Origin of the sequence: Paenibacillus koleovorans NBRC 103111, assembly GCF_004000845.1 — a bacterium.
In the GTDB taxonomy this organism is placed as follows: Bacteria; Bacillota; Bacilli; order Paenibacillales; family NBRC-103111; genus Paenibacillus_AA; species Paenibacillus_AA koleovorans.
The window spans coordinates 1-14,732 of sequence record NZ_BIMA01000012.1; the positions used below are offsets into that span (position 1 = coordinate 1).

Annotated in this window: 17 protein-coding genes and 1 pseudogene; all 18 read left to right on the forward strand. The window is 53.8% G+C overall.

The features are described from left to right. The coding region (locus PKO02S_RS32245) for a hypothetical protein (RefSeq protein WP_218033907.1) at window positions 1–347 on the forward strand (347 nt) is incomplete at its 5' end. 186 nt (window positions 348–533) lie between these two features. Further along, entirely contained in the window at window positions 534–860 is a 327-nt protein-coding gene (locus tag PKO02S_RS05800) for a hypothetical protein (protein WP_127580158.1), read from the forward strand. Window positions 861–885: 25 nt separating this feature from the next. Beyond that, window positions 886–1,299, forward strand: a complete 414-nt coding sequence (locus PKO02S_RS05805; RefSeq protein ID WP_127580159.1) for a hypothetical protein — start codon at window positions 886–888, stop codon at window positions 1,297–1,299. Continuing rightward, window positions 1,296–1,826 carry an HNH endonuclease gene (locus tag PKO02S_RS05810; RefSeq protein WP_127580160.1) on the forward strand — a complete coding sequence of 177 codons (531 nt, stop codon included), beginning with the start codon at window positions 1,296–1,298 and terminating at the stop codon, window positions 1,824–1,826. The genes PKO02S_RS05805 and PKO02S_RS05810 overlap by 4 nt, the downstream gene beginning before the upstream one ends. Continuing rightward, a complete protein-coding gene (locus PKO02S_RS05815) occupies window positions 1,823–3,016 on the forward strand; it encodes a DUF2800 domain-containing protein (protein WP_127580161.1) in 1,194 nt (397 codons plus the stop codon). The genes PKO02S_RS05810 and PKO02S_RS05815 overlap by 4 nt, the downstream gene beginning before the upstream one ends. Window positions 3,017–3,031: 15 nt before the next feature. Next, on the forward strand, window positions 3,032–3,631 hold the full coding sequence (locus PKO02S_RS05820; RefSeq protein WP_127580162.1) for a DUF2815 family protein: 600 nt from the start codon (window positions 3,032–3,034) through the stop codon (window positions 3,629–3,631). Between the two features lie 59 nt (window positions 3,632–3,690). Next, on the forward strand, window positions 3,691–5,646 hold the full coding sequence (locus PKO02S_RS05825; protein ID WP_127580163.1) for a DNA polymerase: 1,956 nt from the start codon (window positions 3,691–3,693) through the stop codon (window positions 5,644–5,646). Between the two features lie 5 nt (window positions 5,647–5,651). Continuing rightward, window positions 5,652–6,182, forward strand: a complete 531-nt coding sequence (locus tag PKO02S_RS05830) for a hypothetical protein (RefSeq protein ID WP_127580164.1) — start codon at window positions 5,652–5,654, stop codon at window positions 6,180–6,182. A gap of 22 nt (window positions 6,183–6,204) precedes the next feature. Next, window positions 6,205–6,603: a beta-sandwich lipoprotein gene (locus PKO02S_RS05835; RefSeq protein ID WP_246066855.1), complete on the forward strand. Its 399-nt coding sequence runs from the start codon at window positions 6,205–6,207 to the stop codon at window positions 6,601–6,603. 34 nt (window positions 6,604–6,637) lie between these two features. Further along, window positions 6,638–7,180 (forward strand): site-specific integrase, encoded by a 543-nt coding sequence (locus tag PKO02S_RS05840; RefSeq protein WP_127580165.1) that lies wholly within the window; start codon window positions 6,638–6,640, stop codon window positions 7,178–7,180. 392 nt (window positions 7,181–7,572) lie between these two features. Further along, window positions 7,573–7,956 (forward strand): BC1872 family protein, encoded by a 384-nt coding sequence (locus tag PKO02S_RS05845; protein ID WP_127580166.1) that lies wholly within the window; start codon window positions 7,573–7,575, stop codon window positions 7,954–7,956. Between the two features lie 202 nt (window positions 7,957–8,158). Beyond that, on the forward strand, window positions 8,159–10,507 hold the full coding sequence (locus PKO02S_RS05850) for a virulence-associated E family protein (protein ID WP_127580167.1): 2,349 nt from the start codon (window positions 8,159–8,161) through the stop codon (window positions 10,505–10,507). A 259-nt stretch (window positions 10,508–10,766) separates the two neighbouring features. After that, a complete protein-coding gene (locus tag PKO02S_RS05855; protein WP_127580168.1) occupies window positions 10,767–11,054 on the forward strand; it encodes a VRR-NUC domain-containing protein in 288 nt (95 codons plus the stop codon). Between the two features lie 271 nt (window positions 11,055–11,325). Continuing rightward, window positions 11,326–11,472, forward strand: coding sequence for an HNH endonuclease (locus PKO02S_RS33810; protein WP_373865196.1), 147 nt, complete (start codon window positions 11,326–11,328; stop codon window positions 11,470–11,472). After that, window positions 11,469–12,846, forward strand: a pseudogene (locus PKO02S_RS05865) (SNF2-related protein). Before PKO02S_RS33810 ends, PKO02S_RS05865 begins: the two are co-directional and overlap by 4 nt. A gap of 7 nt (window positions 12,847–12,853) precedes the next feature. Next, window positions 12,854–13,075, forward strand: a complete 222-nt coding sequence (locus PKO02S_RS05870) for a hypothetical protein (protein ID WP_127580170.1) — start codon at window positions 12,854–12,856, stop codon at window positions 13,073–13,075. Further along, window positions 13,059–13,544: a sigma factor-like helix-turn-helix DNA-binding protein gene (locus tag PKO02S_RS05875; RefSeq protein WP_127580171.1), complete on the forward strand. Its 486-nt coding sequence runs from the start codon at window positions 13,059–13,061 to the stop codon at window positions 13,542–13,544. The genes PKO02S_RS05870 and PKO02S_RS05875 overlap by 17 nt, the downstream gene beginning before the upstream one ends. A 445-nt stretch (window positions 13,545–13,989) precedes the next feature. Continuing rightward, window positions 13,990–14,685: a terminase small subunit gene (locus tag PKO02S_RS05880; protein WP_127580172.1), complete on the forward strand. Its 696-nt coding sequence runs from the start codon at window positions 13,990–13,992 to the stop codon at window positions 14,683–14,685. Window positions 14,686–14,732 lie beyond the last annotated feature (47 nt).

The window sequence follows — 14,732 nt, forward strand, 5'->3', positions numbered from 1 at the left end:
ACTACAACGCGGGCAACCGCAACGCGGGCCACTACAACGCGGGCAACCGCAACGCGGGCGATTTCAATAGCTGCAATTATTCTTCTGGTACGTTCTGCTCGGAGGAGCCTCCGTTCCTCCTCTTCAACAAAGTCAGCCCGATCAGCCGTGACGAACTATACTGGCATCCTGGCTTCCGTGTCGCACGTCAGTTGCGCGTCGTGGACGATGAAGGCAAAGGCATCGACTATAAGCAGGCGTGGGCGAACCTCTGGTCCGGTCTGTCGAACAGGGATATGATCGCGGTTCAGTCGTTACCGAACTTCGATGCCGACGTGTTCGAGACGATCACGGGGCTGCGCGTATGATCGGCGGATCACGTAAACCACGCAAGCTCGAAAGTCGGTTACGTAGCCACTTGATACAAATCGTTCATCTCCAACCTGAGTGCGAGGTGTGCGGCGTCCGTATGGACCCGCATTTCCTCCGGCCATGGAACGATCGGCAAACGTGTGGGTTCTGCATTTCGACATACTCAGCCGAGGTGACGACACATGAAGACTACGAATACGCCCACTAGAGATTTGGAAGCGGATCTCGCGATCTGCGAGGCTGCGACGCCGGGCAATTGGGAGACGGATGGATTCTCGGTCTTTACCGAAATGAAACCAGACTATTCGGGTGGGTACAGCATCTTTCATTCGCATGAGGGTCCTAATCGCGAGAACGATTGCGAGTTCGCTTCCGCTGCCCGCGCAGGTTGGCCGTATGCGATTCGGCGGGCGATGGAAGCCGAGAACGAGATCGATCGGCTGCGGAATGAGCTGAACATGCTTCAAGAGCAATTACAACAGCAACACCGTAGCGCTTGCTACGACTAATCATACATCAGGAGGCACGATCATCATGTCCGTACAAATTATCGTAAGTGGCGATACCGCCGAAGAAGCACTCATCAAAATTGCAGCACTAGCCAATGGCTTGAAGACCGGCCAATTGGAGCCCGTCGCTATTCCTGCCGCTGAGCCCGAAAAGCCGAAACGACCGCGCCAGTCGAAACCGGAAGAAGTGAAGCAGCCTGAGCCCCCGGTCGTTGAGCCTGAGGAAGAAAATGACGATGACTATCTCGGCGAAGAGCCATTAGCCGAACCGATTCCGACTGATGTCCAGCTCCGCGAGATCGCGAAGTCGAAGAGTGACGCTGACACAGCTGCACGTGCGGCGATTAAGGCCCTGCTGACGAAGTACGGGGTCGCGAATATCACAGGTGTACCAGAGGCCAAGCGCATCGCATTTAAGCGGGAACTGGAAGCTCTATGAAAAACGGATTCGAAATCAGGGGCAATGTTGCCGCCATCCTTCTGCATCGAAACGATGGAGCCATTTTTGAAACCACCATTGATTTTAATGATCTTGAGAAGGCGGCAGAATTTCCGAACACCTGGTATGCAAGTTGGAATCCCCCAACACAGTCCTTCTATGTGTACGGTAAATTGCCAGCAGTCAGTGGTCGCCGTCAAACTGTTCAGCTCCATAGATGGCTAGCTGGCGCAAGTCATACTCAGCAAGTCGATCATATCAATTTGGATACACTTGACAATCGACGTTCGAACTTACGACTCGCGTCGCCTGCTGAGAATGCTCAAAACAAAAAAGTCCAACGTCGAAATAACAAATCTGGTTACCGGGGAGTTTCTTGGTGTAGCACTAATCAGAAATGGATTGCGCAGGTAATGGTCGGGCGTAAAAACAAGTTTATAGGTTATTTCAGCAATAAGCACGAAGCTGGTAAAAAAGTTGCGTCCGCGCGAGCAACACTCATGCCTTTTTCTAGGGAGGCGCTATGAGCCATCATTCGGAACGTAAACATGCTCTTCTTGGGGCATCTAAAGCAGGTCAATGGCTGGCATGTCCGCCGAGTGCCCGGCTGCAAGAGGGGATCGAGGAGAAGCGCAGCGAGTACGCCGACGAGGGTACACTCGCGCACGAGCTGGCGGAGGTCAAACTCCGCCGGCGGCTCCTTCCATGTAATTCAGCGGAACGGAAGCGCCTTGAAGCCAAGCTGAAAGAGATCCACGCCGACACTCGATATGGTCCCGAGATGGAGAACGCCGTCCAGGATTACGTCGAGATCGTCGAGGAGCGGTTCATGGCAGCCAAAGCACGCAGCTCCGACGCCGTGATTCTGTTGGAGGAACGTCTCGATTTCAGCGAATGGGTGCCTGACGGATTCGGGACCGGCGACGTCGTGCTGATTGCCGATGGCATTATGGAGATCATTGATTTAAAAATGGGTAAAGGCGTCCCGGTCAGCGCTACAGGAAACCCGCAGATGCGGCTGTACGCGCTCGGCGCGATTAACGGGTACAGCTTCCTCTACGACATTCGAGAGGTGCATATGACGATCGTGCAGCCTCGTCTCGATAGCGTGAGTACGGATACGATTTCTACCGACGGGCTGCTAGAGTGGGCCGATTCAATTGTTCGCCCGGCGGCTGCGCTGGCCGATGCCGGCGAAGGCGAGTTCAAGTCGGGAGACCATTGCCGTTGGTGCAAGGTCAAGGCAACCTGCAGGGCACGTGCCGACGCGAATATGGCTTCGCTAGCTGATGAATTCCGTAATCCGGCATTGCTGTCGCTGGAGGAGGTTGGAGCGATTCTCTTTGTCGCTCAGCAGCTTAAAACGTGGGCGAACGACGTCGAGGAGTACGCCTTCGAGCAGGCAAAAGCCGGGCGACGTGTTCCGCAGTGGAAGCTGGTAGAGGGGCGTAGCAATCGAGCCATAACGGATAAGGAAGCCGCAAAGACGAAACTGATCGAGGCCGGCTACGGCTTGGACAAGATCATGAAACCGCAGGAAATGCAAGGGATCACCGAGCTTGAAACGAAGATTGTTGGTAAAAAGCTGTTCGGCACTCTCATGGACGGACTGATTACGAAGCCGCCGGGCAAGCCGGTTCTAGTACCGGAGACCGATCCGAGGCAAGAACTGAACAGCGTTTCTTCTGATTTCGCTAACGAAAATTTTGATACCTAAAGGAGCAATCACATCATGGCAAACGACAACACGACAACGAAATTGGTAACGGGTAAGGTACGGCTCAGCTACGCGAAGGTCTGGGAAGCGGAGCCGGATGACTTCGGAAATCTGTGGTACAGCACGGCGATCCTGATCCCGAAAGAGGACAAAGCAACGCTGGCGAAGTACAAAACGATTATTGACGCGCTCAAAGAGCAGGCAAAAGCTAAGTACGGCGGTAAGCTGCCGAAAGACTTCCACACGCCGCTTCGCGACGGTGACGAAGAAGCGGAAGACAAAGGCGAAGCCTACGTCGGACACTACTTCTTCAACGCCAAATCGAAAAACAAGCCCGGTATCGCGAAGCCAATCGGCAAGGATACGGAAGGCAAAACGAAGTTTCAGGAGATCACCGACACCACGGAAGTTTATTCCGGCGTCTATGCGAAGGTATCCGTAAACTTCTATTTGTTTGACACGAAAGGCAATAAAGGCATCGCCGCGGGCTTAAACAACATCGTGAAAGTGCAGGACGGTGAATCGCTCGGCGGTCGCGCCAGTGTGAAGGATGATTTCGCGAACGAAGAGTTCGACGATGCGGATGATGTCGAGGACGACGATTTCTTGGGTTAATTGCTGCTAAAGGGGATTCAGAAGGATCCCCTTTTCTTATCCAAGGGAGGGAGTAAGCAATGACCATTCTCCGTATCGACGTCGAAACTTTTTCATCCATCGACTTAAAGACCTGCGGCATGCACCGCTACATCGAGTCGCCAGACTTCGAGATCCTACTGTTCGCCTTCGCTTACGACAACGAGCCCGTGCGTGTAATCGACCTTACCGCGTTCGAGGATCTACCAGACTACATCATTCACGACCTCACCGATCCGGGAGTCATCAAAACGGCATTTAATGCCGTTTTCGAACGCGGGACGATTTCGAAGCACTTCGGCATCACCTGCGACCCGGTCCAGTGGAGATGTACAGCTGTTCACGCGCTGGCACTCGGTCTGCCGGGATACCTCGAAGGAGTGGCCGAAGTGCTAAAGCTGGAAGCCCAGAAGGACACCAAGGGTAAAGCGCTGATCAAGTATTTCAGCGTCCCGTGTAAGCCGTCGAAGGCCAACGGGCAGCGTACCCGCAACCACCCGCATCATGAGCCGGAGAAGTGGGCCGAGTACATCGAGTATAACCGGCAGGACGTTGTCGTCGAGCGGGAGATCGCGAAGAAGCTGGAGCGCTTCCCGGTGCCGGCGCATGAGTGGAAGCTGTGGGCACTCGACCAGCGGATCAACGATCGCGGCGTCCGGCTGGATCCGGTTCTCGTACAGGCGGCTATCGAGTGTGCGGGGTTGTACACGGAGCGCCTGATCGCGGCGGCGAAGGAGCTGACCGGGCTCGACAATCCAAATAGCTTAACCCAAGTCAAGGCTTGGCTTGCTGAGAAAGGGCTCGAGACGCCGGAAGGATTAGGGAAGGACCTCATGCCTGTACTGATGGACGCCGCTCCCTGCGATGATACGAGACAGATGCTGGAGTTTCGCCAGGAGATGGGTAAGACCAGCAACAGCAAATACGATGCCATGGCGAGGGCGATATGCTCGGATGACCGGGTGCGCGGGATTCTCCAATTTTGCGGGGCGAATCGGACATGGCGCTGGGCCGGCCGGAATGTGCAGATGCATAACTTGCCGCAGAACCATCTCGATGACTTGGCTCTTGCGCGGGAGACGCTTAGAAGTGGTGATTATGAAATGCTGGAGCTGCTTTATGGTCCGCCGCCTTTCGTCCTCTCTCAGCTCGTGCGTACCGCGTTAATCCCTTCTGATGGCTGCCGATTCATTGTCTCGGATTTCAGCGCCATCGAGGCTCGCGTCATTGCGTGGCTGGCTGACGAGCATTGGGTGCTCGACGTATTTAGAGGGCACGGGCGAATATATGAAGCAACAGCGTCCCGCATGTTCTGCATCCCGTTCGAGACGATCGTCAAAGGGCACGAGAATTACAAATATCGGGTGCCGGGTAAGGTAGCTACGCTCGCCTGTGGATTCGGTGGCGGAGTGGCGGCGCTGGAGAAGATGGATAAGAAAAAAGAAATTCCAGCTGAACAGTACGATTCACTCGTCAAGCAGTGGCGTCAAGCGAATCCGAACATTCGTAAGCTCTGGTATGCAACGGAAGAAGCCGCCATGAAAGCTGTTCGCGAGAAGACGACCGTCAAGCTAGCCCATGGCGTCCGGTATCGGTACGAAGCCGGCATATTGTTCGCTGACTTGCCGAGCGGCCATAGTCTGGCCTATCCGCAAGCCGCGATCAAGTATGATGCAAAATTCGACAAGGATGGTCTTGTGTTCTACGCGCAAGACGACCGGAACCAGTGGTCGCAGCAGCGGACATGGGGCGGGACGCTCGTCGAGAATCTGATACAGGCGATTGCCCGGGATTGTCTGGCGGAGAGCTTGATGCGTCTGGATAAAGCGGGATACGAGATTGTATTGCACGTACACGATGAAGCAGTGCTGGACGTACCCTGGGGGACCGGATCCGTGGAGCATGTGACGGAGATTATGAGTCGTCCGATTGATTGGGCGCCAGGGCTCCCGCTCTCTGCGGCCGGGTTCGAAACGGAATTCTATATGAAGGATTGATGGAGATGAGCCACTATTTTTATATAACGCCTGAGGAGTACGCTCGTGCTGCGGAGATTGGTGTCGATAATCAAACTCTGGATCGACGCGTCCGTGAAATGGGATGGAAAAAGGAACGTGCCATTACTACACCGATTCGTTCGCTCGATAAGGGGCGGAGCTATTGGCGGAAAGTAGCCGAACAGAACGGAATATCGTTTTCAGCCTTCCATTCGCGTCTATCGCGCGGGTGGAGCGCCGAAGAGGCAGCAACCAAACCGAAGGAGTCCCAAGAGGACATAAGATCGCACGCCCTGCAAGCCATGGAAAGGGTAAGAGTACATCCGGAAAAGTACCTCAGAATGGCCGAGCAAAATGGGATCCCCTACCATACTTTTCACACTCGCGTGAAGAATCTTGGTTGGGATTACGATCGCGCAGCGTCGGAACCGGTATGGTCGAAGAAGCAAGCAGGACACAAAGGGGCGAAGGCTCTACGCGATCGTGAAGGGGATTGGGCGGCTCAGATTTTTGGAAAACGGCAACTCAAATCATGAGTAAGGGAGCGTATCGAAAACCATGAAAACTAAAACTAAAATCAAAATGTTCATCTCAATCGCCCTGGTCGTTCTACTGGTAGCGTGTTCGGAAGCAGATACCGTGTCGAACAATATTTCAAAAGCCGCTGATTCGTTTGAAGTTCAACGCAGAATTATCTTCTTTAACGGGATTACGGATAAGTATTTGCTCACTATTGAGGGCCTTTGTTCGCTTGGAAATAATGATCAACCAGGAAGGCTATCGGTTACATGTAAGGTGGGTCCAACCGTGTATAAGAAACATTTTCTTGGCTTAAGCGACAACGTGAGTTTCCTAGTAGAGCAAACGGATGCTGTGAAAGCCGATCCGTTTCACTATCGCATTTTGTTCCGACCGGAGTCGATTATTCCCGATATTGATTTGCAAGTATCAAAATGAATAGACCTTTGCATCACGGAAAGGAGTAGATTTCATGCAATTTGTACAACCAATTCGGGATACAGAGAAAATCGAGCAGATGAAGAAGGCGCTGCTCACTAGATCTAAACGCGATTGGTTCATCTTCGTGTTCGGCATCAATACCGGCCTGCGGATAGGTGACATTCTTCGGCTTCACGTCAAAGACATCCGCAACCGGACGCACGTCAGCCTGATCGAAGGCAAGACGCGCAAAAAGAAATGGGTTCCGATCAATGCGGATCTGAAACGGATCATTGACGATTACACGGCAGGTATGAAACCCAACGACCCATTGTTCAAGTCATATCGGACTAAGCAGAACCTGGGGCGCGTTCAGGTGTATCGAATCCTTAACATGGCTGCTGCCGAATGCGGCCTAGAGGAAATCGGCACTCATACCCTGCGCAAGACGTTCGGCTACCACTTCTACCAGAAAACGCATGATGTTGCGATGCTTCAAAACATATTCAATCATGCTTATCCTTCGCTGACCATGCGGTATATCGGCATAAACCAGGACATGATCGATGAAGCGGTCAGTGAATTCACACTATGACATGTGCCCACTCACTTAAACCGCATGACTTACCGTTGCAAAGAAATGCGCTTCGGGTTGAGATTATGACGCCCGATCATCGATGTGCGATGTTGCCGAAAACCGATCAGTACGGTCGAACTATTGATATTTTCAGATGGGTTTTTTCTGGTGGGGATCCTACAGCGGCAGCTCATCCGTGTGTTGGCGGAGACAGTCCGCGTTGCCCTCGTAATGTAGCAGCAGAAGATTCGTTCATGAATGACGGCAAGAGAGGGCCGTGTCCGAATTGTCAGACTTTCAACCGTCGCATAGGATACGGACCAGTCACATGCAGGGATTGCGGCTATCTATTCAACCTGATTAGTGATGTGAACATCTGAATAACGAAGGACATGAGGAGGTTGAAGGAAATGTTGACACGTGAACAAATTATGGCGATGAAGCCTGGTCCTGAGATGGATCAGATCGTGAACAAAAAGCTATTCGGGTTTACTGTACGTGCACATAGAGACATTGCCAAACTCGGACTGCCATTTGATCGGTCGGACTTTTTACCCTCTTCGTTTTTGCCGAACGCCTGGGAAGTGGTTAAAAAGGTTCACGAAACGATCGGTCCTATGATATTGAGTAACAATGATTATCGCGGATGGTACTCTTGTGGATTTTATCTTGACGATGTAACGATTGTCGAAACGGAAGCAGAGACAGCGCCTCTTGCGATTTGCAGGGCTTTTCTTTTAGCTGATTTGGAACGGAGCGAACGTCAAAGCGAAGAAATTGAGGAGCAAGACTGAATATTTAGTTGCGTGAGGGAGGTAGCCCCGATGTGCAGTAGCAACACGTGCAAGTGCGGCAGACAACTTTGTGACCTCTGTAGGAAGGTACGAGCAACAAAGGTCATGAAAAACAAGCTCAACGGCAACAGACTGAACTGCTGTGACGGCTGCTATAAGGAAGTCTGGGATCAAAAAGCCCTATAACAAAGCAGGTGATTCAATGTTCGAACTAGACATTTCATTCGGCAAGCACCGCGCCGACACATCATGGAAACCTGAATACCTGAGCTGGGATGAGTTCGTCGAGCGACTGCGCAAGGTCCGCCGGACGCCGGAGACGATGGCCCAGTACGACGCGATGAGTGTCCCGAATAAGGGCAAAGCAAAAGACGGGTCCGCCTTCGTCGGCGGGCTCATCCGGGGCGGCCGGCGCAAAAAGGAGAACGTCGACTCGCGCAGTCTGGTCACGCTCGACGCAGACTTCGCCGACGACGGCTTCCTATGGGCCGTAGAGCTCGTTCTGGGCGGTACGGCATACGCGATCTACTCCACACACAGCAGCCGGCCGGGTAAGCTCAAATACCGCCTGATTGTCCCTCTTAATCGCCCGCTCAGTCCGGACGAATACGCCGCCGTCGCCCGCAAGCTGGCGGAGCTGATCGGCATGTCCTACTTCGACAAGACGACGTTCGATGTGCAGCGGCTCATGTACATGCCGAGTTGTAGCAAGGACGCCGAGCCGCTGCTGGAGGTTTGCGAAGGCGACGCGCTGGACGCTGACGCTATGCTGACCACTTATGACGACTGGCAGGACGTGGCTGCATGGCCGCGCCATCCAGACGAGGCGAAGGCACTCCGCGTGGCCGCTACGAAGGCACAAGACCCGCGAGAGAAACGCGGCACGATTGGCCTGCTCTGCAGGGCGTACGACATCGAGACCGGCATCGACACGTTTCTAGCTGACATCTATACGTCTGGCACGATGCCGAACCGGTACACCTACATTCACGGATCAAGCGCTAATGGTTTGGAGGTCTACCTGGAGCAGGACCTCGCCTTCTCGCACCAGGACAGCGACCCCGTCGCTGACGGCAGGACCTACAACCTGTTCGACCTCGTTCGGGTACACAAGTTCGGCCATCTAGACGAACGAGTCAAAGAGTTCACGCCAGACGCCAAGAAGCCGAGTCACATGGCAACGGAGGCCTGGGCGATCAGGCTGCCGGAGGTAAAGCGGCTGGCCGGGGCTGAGATGCAAGCCGACTTCGCAAGCGAGTCGTTTGATGATGACGGCACCGATGACCCGGAGGATGACTCTTGGCTGGATGAGCTGGAACGACATCCTAAGACGAGCAAGGCCCTCCCGACGGCGAAGAACGTGGAGCTGATCCTCTCACATGGCATATTTCATGGCGTACTGGCATATGACGCGTTTGGGAATACGGAAGTGATCCGGCGCCCGCTGCCGTGGCGAAGTAGTGAGCGGCCGAACAGACCCTACGAGCCGTGGCTCGGTGCGGATGATAAGCGAATGCTGCATTGGTTCCAAAAGGCCTACGAGATCCGTGGCGCAGCCATGATCCAGAACGCTTTTACGGAGGTCGTCCACATGAACAAATTCCACCCGATTAAGTCTTACGTTGAGTCTCATACGTGGGACGGCAAGGGGCGCGTGGATAATCTATTCGTACTCTATCTCGGCGCTGATGACAGCCATTACGTGCGTCAAGCGACCCGGAAGATGCTGGTAGCTGCCGTCGCCCGACTCTATCAACCCGGAGTCAAATTCGACGAAATGCTCGTTCTGGTAGGTCCGCAGGGGGCCGGGAAGAGCTCCATTCTAGCGAAGCTGGGGCGCGAGTGGTTCAGTGATTCCTTACGGACGTTCGAAAATAAGGAAGCTGGGGAGCATTTACAGGCCGGATGGATCTTCGAAATTGGTGAGCTGTCGGCGCTGAAGAAGTCCGAAGTCGACGAGGTGAAGGCGTTTTTGTCAAAGACTGAGGACCGTTATCGGGTGGCCTACGATCGGCAGGTTTCTGAATTCCCGCGCAAATGCGTCTTTTTCGGCACGACGAACACACGGGATTTTCTTCGGGACGAAACCGGAAATCGGCGATTCTGGCCGGTCGATGTGGACCCTTCACGGGCGCAGCGTAGCCACTGGGACCATCTCACAGATTACGAGGTTAGCCAAATCTGGGCGGAGGCTTTGCACCTGTTCAGGGCGGGGGAGCCGCTAGCGCTGGATCAGGAGGCCGCTGAGGCGGCACGACGGCAGCAGGCTGAGCACTTGGAAATCGATCCGCGAGAAGGCATCATCCAGGAGTGGCTAGATAAAGAGCACACGGATGAATTCGGGAGCGAACCGTACCTGTTGAACAGAGTGTGTGCGGCAATGATTTGGGCGGAATGCCTAGGCGGCAAATCAGGAGGCGCGATTCCGAAATGGGAAGGGCGCGCCATTTGTGACATCATGCGACGCATGCCAGGGTGGTGTGAACTCGAAAACCGGGCACGTGTCGGTGAATATGGTGTTCAGAAGGTGTTCCAAAGAGCGAAATCTTAACACAACATGACCCAACATTGCCAACACCCACATGTTGCTACTGTTGCGTCATGTTGCTTCAAAAAACCGGTCTAGCACAACACCAAAAACCGCACAGTATCAAGCATTTCAAGCTGTATGTTGCTAATGTTGCATCAAATATCATATTTAAGATAAATAAGAAATTAACCTATATATAGCCTATAAGAATATAGGTTAAACGCATATACGTCTATACGCGCGATATGTGAACACAACAACACGAAGGGGGCGTCAGCATATGCGCGAGTCAACGCTGGAACGACGTTTGGTGCGAGAGGTCAAACGGATCGGCGGGGTGGCCCCCAAGTGGACGAGTCCGGGGAATGGTGGTGTGCCTGATCGACTTGTCATCCTGCCGAACGGTCGGACTGTCTTCGTCGAGATGAAGGCACCGGGCAAAAGCCTTACACCACTTCAGGAACGATGGGCGCAAATTCTGCGAGGGCTGGGGCACCGGGTCTACAAGCTAGATAGTATCGAGTCGATTGATAAATTCATAGCGGAAGTGAGCGCCGATGAGAATTGAGAAACGTGGTCGAGGTTCGGTTATGATCGTCAGCTGCGCATTCTGTCAATCTGAAATAGTGAGACCAGCTTATTCTCGTTATCTTGAGGCGAAGCGACATTTTTGCAATCGAACATGTAATTTGAAAATGATGAACAGTGAACTGAATCCTACGCGAATGCGGTATGAAACTCGGTTAAAACTTCAAAAAGCGCGTTTCGGAAAAGGTTCCGGGAAGTCGTACCCGAAACTATTTGGCCGGCACATGCACCGAGTGATTGCCGAAATGAAAATGGGGCGTAGGTTAAAGCCAGGCGAGGTAGTTCATCACAAGGATGAAAACAAGCGGAATGCGAGCCCGGGCAATCTGGAGGTATTTGAATCCCAGCGTGAACATGCCCGTTGGCACGCCTGCAAGAATCGAGGTGATGCCCAATGAAGTACATCCCGCACCAGTATCAGACGTTCGCGACTCAGCGAATAATTGATCAGCCGTTTATCGGCCTTTGGCTCGAGATGGGCTTAGGTTAGCAAAACGGTTAGCACCCTGACCGCGATTGACTTGCTGCTGAATGACTACTTCGACGCCAGCCGCGTACTGGTCATAGCACCACTTCGGGTAGCTGAGGATACGTGGGCACGCGAAGTCCAGAAATGGGATCACCTGAAGCACCTACGGATCAGCAAGGTGTTGGGCAACGCGGACACGAGGAGAATGGCACTAGCCGCGCCGGCAGATATCTACGTGATTAACCGGGAGAATGTACCTTGGCTCGTTGCTGAGCTAGGTAGGAAATGGAACTTCGACACGATCGTGATCGACGAGTCTAGCAGTTTCAAGAATCCGAATTCACAGCGGTTCCGTGCCCTTCGCCGTGTTCGCCCACTGGTTAAGCGAATGGTGCAGCTGACAGGCACGCCAGCCCCGAACGGACTGCTGGACATCTGGGCGCCGATCTACCTGCTTGATCGCGGCGAGCGGCTGCACCAGACGTTGACGGCTTACAGGGACCAGTACTTCCACACGATCACCAAGGACTCGATTAGCAGCTACCGGCAAAAGAAAGAGTCAGAAGGCCATATTTACAAGGCCATTGCAGACATTACCGTGAGCATGAAGGCCGAGGACTGGCTGGAGCTCCCAGAGCGAATCGACCGGATCGTAAAAGTGCCGCTTAGTCATGAAGCACAGGCGTTGTACAAGAAACTGGAAAGAGAGCTGCTGCTACCGTATGCAGACGCCGACGTTGTGGCGACCACCGCAGCCGTCTTGAGCAATAAGCTGCTGCAGATGGCCTCCGGCGCCGTGTACGACGAAGAGCGCGGCGTCAAGTTGATCCATGATGCCAAACTTGGCGCGTTGGAGGATCTGATCGAAGCGGCACAAGGGAAACCGGTTATGGTGTTTTATAACTTCAAGCACAGCCTTGATCGGATCATGCAGCGATTTCCCCAAGCACGGATACTGCGGAAAGGCAAAGATGGGAACGAAGATATTCGAGCTTGGAATAACAACGAGATTCCGCTATTGCCTCTACATCCGAAGTCAGCTGGACACGGTCTCAATCTACAAGAGTCAAATTGCCAGTTCGTCGTCTGGTATGACCAGATTTGGAGCCTGGAGGAGTTCCAGCAGGCGAATGCCCGTGTCCACAGACAGGGCCAAACACGACGTATCTTCGTGAAACGGCTGGTGGCCGAAGGGACGATGGACGAGGACGCGGTCGAGGTTTTGGAGAAGAAAGCCGCAGGACAGAATGCATTGATGGACGCTGTGAAAGCCCGCATCGAGAGAATAACATCAGGAGGCTGATGGACGGATGAAAGTATGCAAAGTACCCGGCTGTTGTGAGTGGGCGACGCGGACGTGGGCGACCGTGCCGCTGTGTCAAGCCCACCGCGATGCGATCGAGCGAGAGCACGTGAAATACTATTGGGGGCACATCACCGCGGACAACCGGGTCACCTACAAACTGATTTGGCGGTATACGCCTTGGTATAGACTCGAGGAGCGGAGGCGATCGCGTGACTTGGGTCGATAAGCTACTACGGGAATACGGAGCCGGCAAGAGTCAGTTGGTCGCCTATCGCCGGAGGTTGGAGGAGCGGAAGCAGGTCGCGGCGTCGGATGAGCTGGACCAGGAAATCGAGACGGTGTCGGGCATGGTCTCAGACCTGAGTTACGGGATGGAGTACATGCGGACGGGGCGTCGGCCGGGGGCTGTGCGGGGCTACGACTCAGCAGACGCGTACAGGTATGCCGAGCTACAGGACATGGACCTGTTACCAGCGCTGGACCTGCATGCCCCGGAGCCGGTGATCTCTGACGAGCAGAAACTGAAGCTAGTGCGCGAGCTGCTGAAGTTGTCGAAGCGTGAGCGAGAATGCTTCCTGCTGCATGCGGTTCAGGGTAAGAGCTGGGCGGAGGTCGCGACCGAATTAAACCTTTCGAAGAACTCCGTCCAGAAGTACATCGAGAGAGCGAGAACCAAGGTGAGACAAGCGATTTGAGCGATTTTGTCGTGCGGTTGTCGTGCGATTTGGCATTAATAATAAGGGGATCTATTCCGACTCCGGACACGCGGTAGGCCGCAACAATTAGCCGGGCGATGTCGGATAGACCCAACATACAGTGAGTCGTCCTTAACAGGGCGGCTCTTTGTCATTCAAACCGAGAGAGGGATGATCATGGATGCCAGACTTTACCTTACGAGACACGCCTACGAGAGATATCGACAGCGGGTAGGCGCTATTAACCGACGAAAGCTTCAGCAGCGTTGTCAAACGGCGGTTCTGTGTAACCTGTACCAGTACGGCGAGGGCGTGATCAAGCTATACGGCGTCTGGTGGGGCTGCGCACTAAAGGGTCAGGATATTACGCTAACGACCTGCTATGGTCGACAGGATCATGACATGATTGCAGCGAGAAGAGCAATAGGAGGCGAGGTGCGATGAAATGGCCGAACACAAGTTAACCGAGCTGCAGAAGAGATTCGGCGATGAGTACCTTGTCGACCTGAATGCCACTGCGGCGTACAGGCGAGCAGGGTACAAGGGTAAAGGCAATGTGGCGGAAGTTAACGCGAGTCGATTACTCAGCAATGCTAAGGTTCAGGAGTACATCCAGACGCGCCAGAAGGCCCGCGAGAAGCGGACTGAGATTACTCAGGACATGGTGCTGCAGCGTTGGTGGGCAATAGCGAACGCAGATCCGAACGAGCTGATTTATCACCGTCGTGTGTGTTGCCGGCATTGCTTCGGTGTCGATCACGCCTTCCAGTGGATCGACGAGGAAGAGTATAAACGGGCAGTCGAGTCCGCTCGTTTCGTGGCGAAGCAGAACAAGCAGAAGCCGGTTATCCCTTTGAACATTGGTGGTTATGGCTTCGACCCGACAATCCGGCCACATCCGAAATGTCCCGCTTGCTACGGCGAGGGGCACGGCGACGTGAAAGTGATGGACACTCGTGACCTGACGCCAGAAGTCCGGATGTTATATGCAGGTGTCAAGGTGTCCAAGGAAGGTATCGAGGTTAAGATGCGAGATCAGGACAAAGCGTTAGAAAATGTGGCGCGGCACCTGGGTATGTTCAAGGATCGATTGGAGTTAGAAGGCGGCATAACTGTAAAAAAACTGGAAGATTTACTGTGATTTTATGCAGGATATTCACGGTTTACGCAGTAAGAGCTGCATGAGTA

Bases quoted from the DNA above. Each gene is read 5' to 3' on its own strand.
- PKO02S_RS05800 (WP_127580158.1), top strand. From the start codon at position 534: ATGAAGACTACGAATACGCCCACTAGAGATTTGGAAGCGGATCTCGCG.
- PKO02S_RS05805 (WP_127580159.1), top strand. From the start codon at position 886: ATGTCCGTACAAATTATCGTAAGTGGCGATACCGCCGAAGAAGCACTC.
- PKO02S_RS05810 (WP_127580160.1), top strand. From the start codon at position 1,296: ATGAAAAACGGATTCGAAATCAGGGGCAATGTTGCCGCCATCCTTCTG.
- PKO02S_RS05815 (WP_127580161.1), top strand. From the start codon at position 1,823: ATGAGCCATCATTCGGAACGTAAACATGCTCTTCTTGGGGCATCTAAA.
- PKO02S_RS05820 (WP_127580162.1), top strand. From the start codon at position 3,032: ATGGCAAACGACAACACGACAACGAAATTGGTAACGGGTAAGGTACGG.
- PKO02S_RS05825 (WP_127580163.1), top strand. From the start codon at position 3,691: ATGACCATTCTCCGTATCGACGTCGAAACTTTTTCATCCATCGACTTA.
- PKO02S_RS05830 (WP_127580164.1), top strand. From the start codon at position 5,652: ATGAGCCACTATTTTTATATAACGCCTGAGGAGTACGCTCGTGCTGCG.
- PKO02S_RS05835 (WP_246066855.1), top strand. From the start codon at position 6,205: ATGAAAACTAAAACTAAAATCAAAATGTTCATCTCAATCGCCCTGGTC.
- PKO02S_RS05840 (WP_127580165.1), top strand. From the start codon at position 6,638: ATGCAATTTGTACAACCAATTCGGGATACAGAGAAAATCGAGCAGATG.
- PKO02S_RS05845 (WP_127580166.1), top strand. From the start codon at position 7,573: ATGTTGACACGTGAACAAATTATGGCGATGAAGCCTGGTCCTGAGATG.
- PKO02S_RS05850 (WP_127580167.1), top strand. From the start codon at position 8,159: ATGTTCGAACTAGACATTTCATTCGGCAAGCACCGCGCCGACACATCA.
- PKO02S_RS05855 (WP_127580168.1), top strand. From the start codon at position 10,767: ATGCGCGAGTCAACGCTGGAACGACGTTTGGTGCGAGAGGTCAAACGG.
- PKO02S_RS33810 (WP_373865196.1), top strand. From the start codon at position 11,326: ATGGGGCGTAGGTTAAAGCCAGGCGAGGTAGTTCATCACAAGGATGAA.
- PKO02S_RS05870 (WP_127580170.1), top strand. From the start codon at position 12,854: ATGAAAGTATGCAAAGTACCCGGCTGTTGTGAGTGGGCGACGCGGACG.
- PKO02S_RS05880 (WP_127580172.1), top strand. From the start codon at position 13,990: ATGGCCGAACACAAGTTAACCGAGCTGCAGAAGAGATTCGGCGATGAG.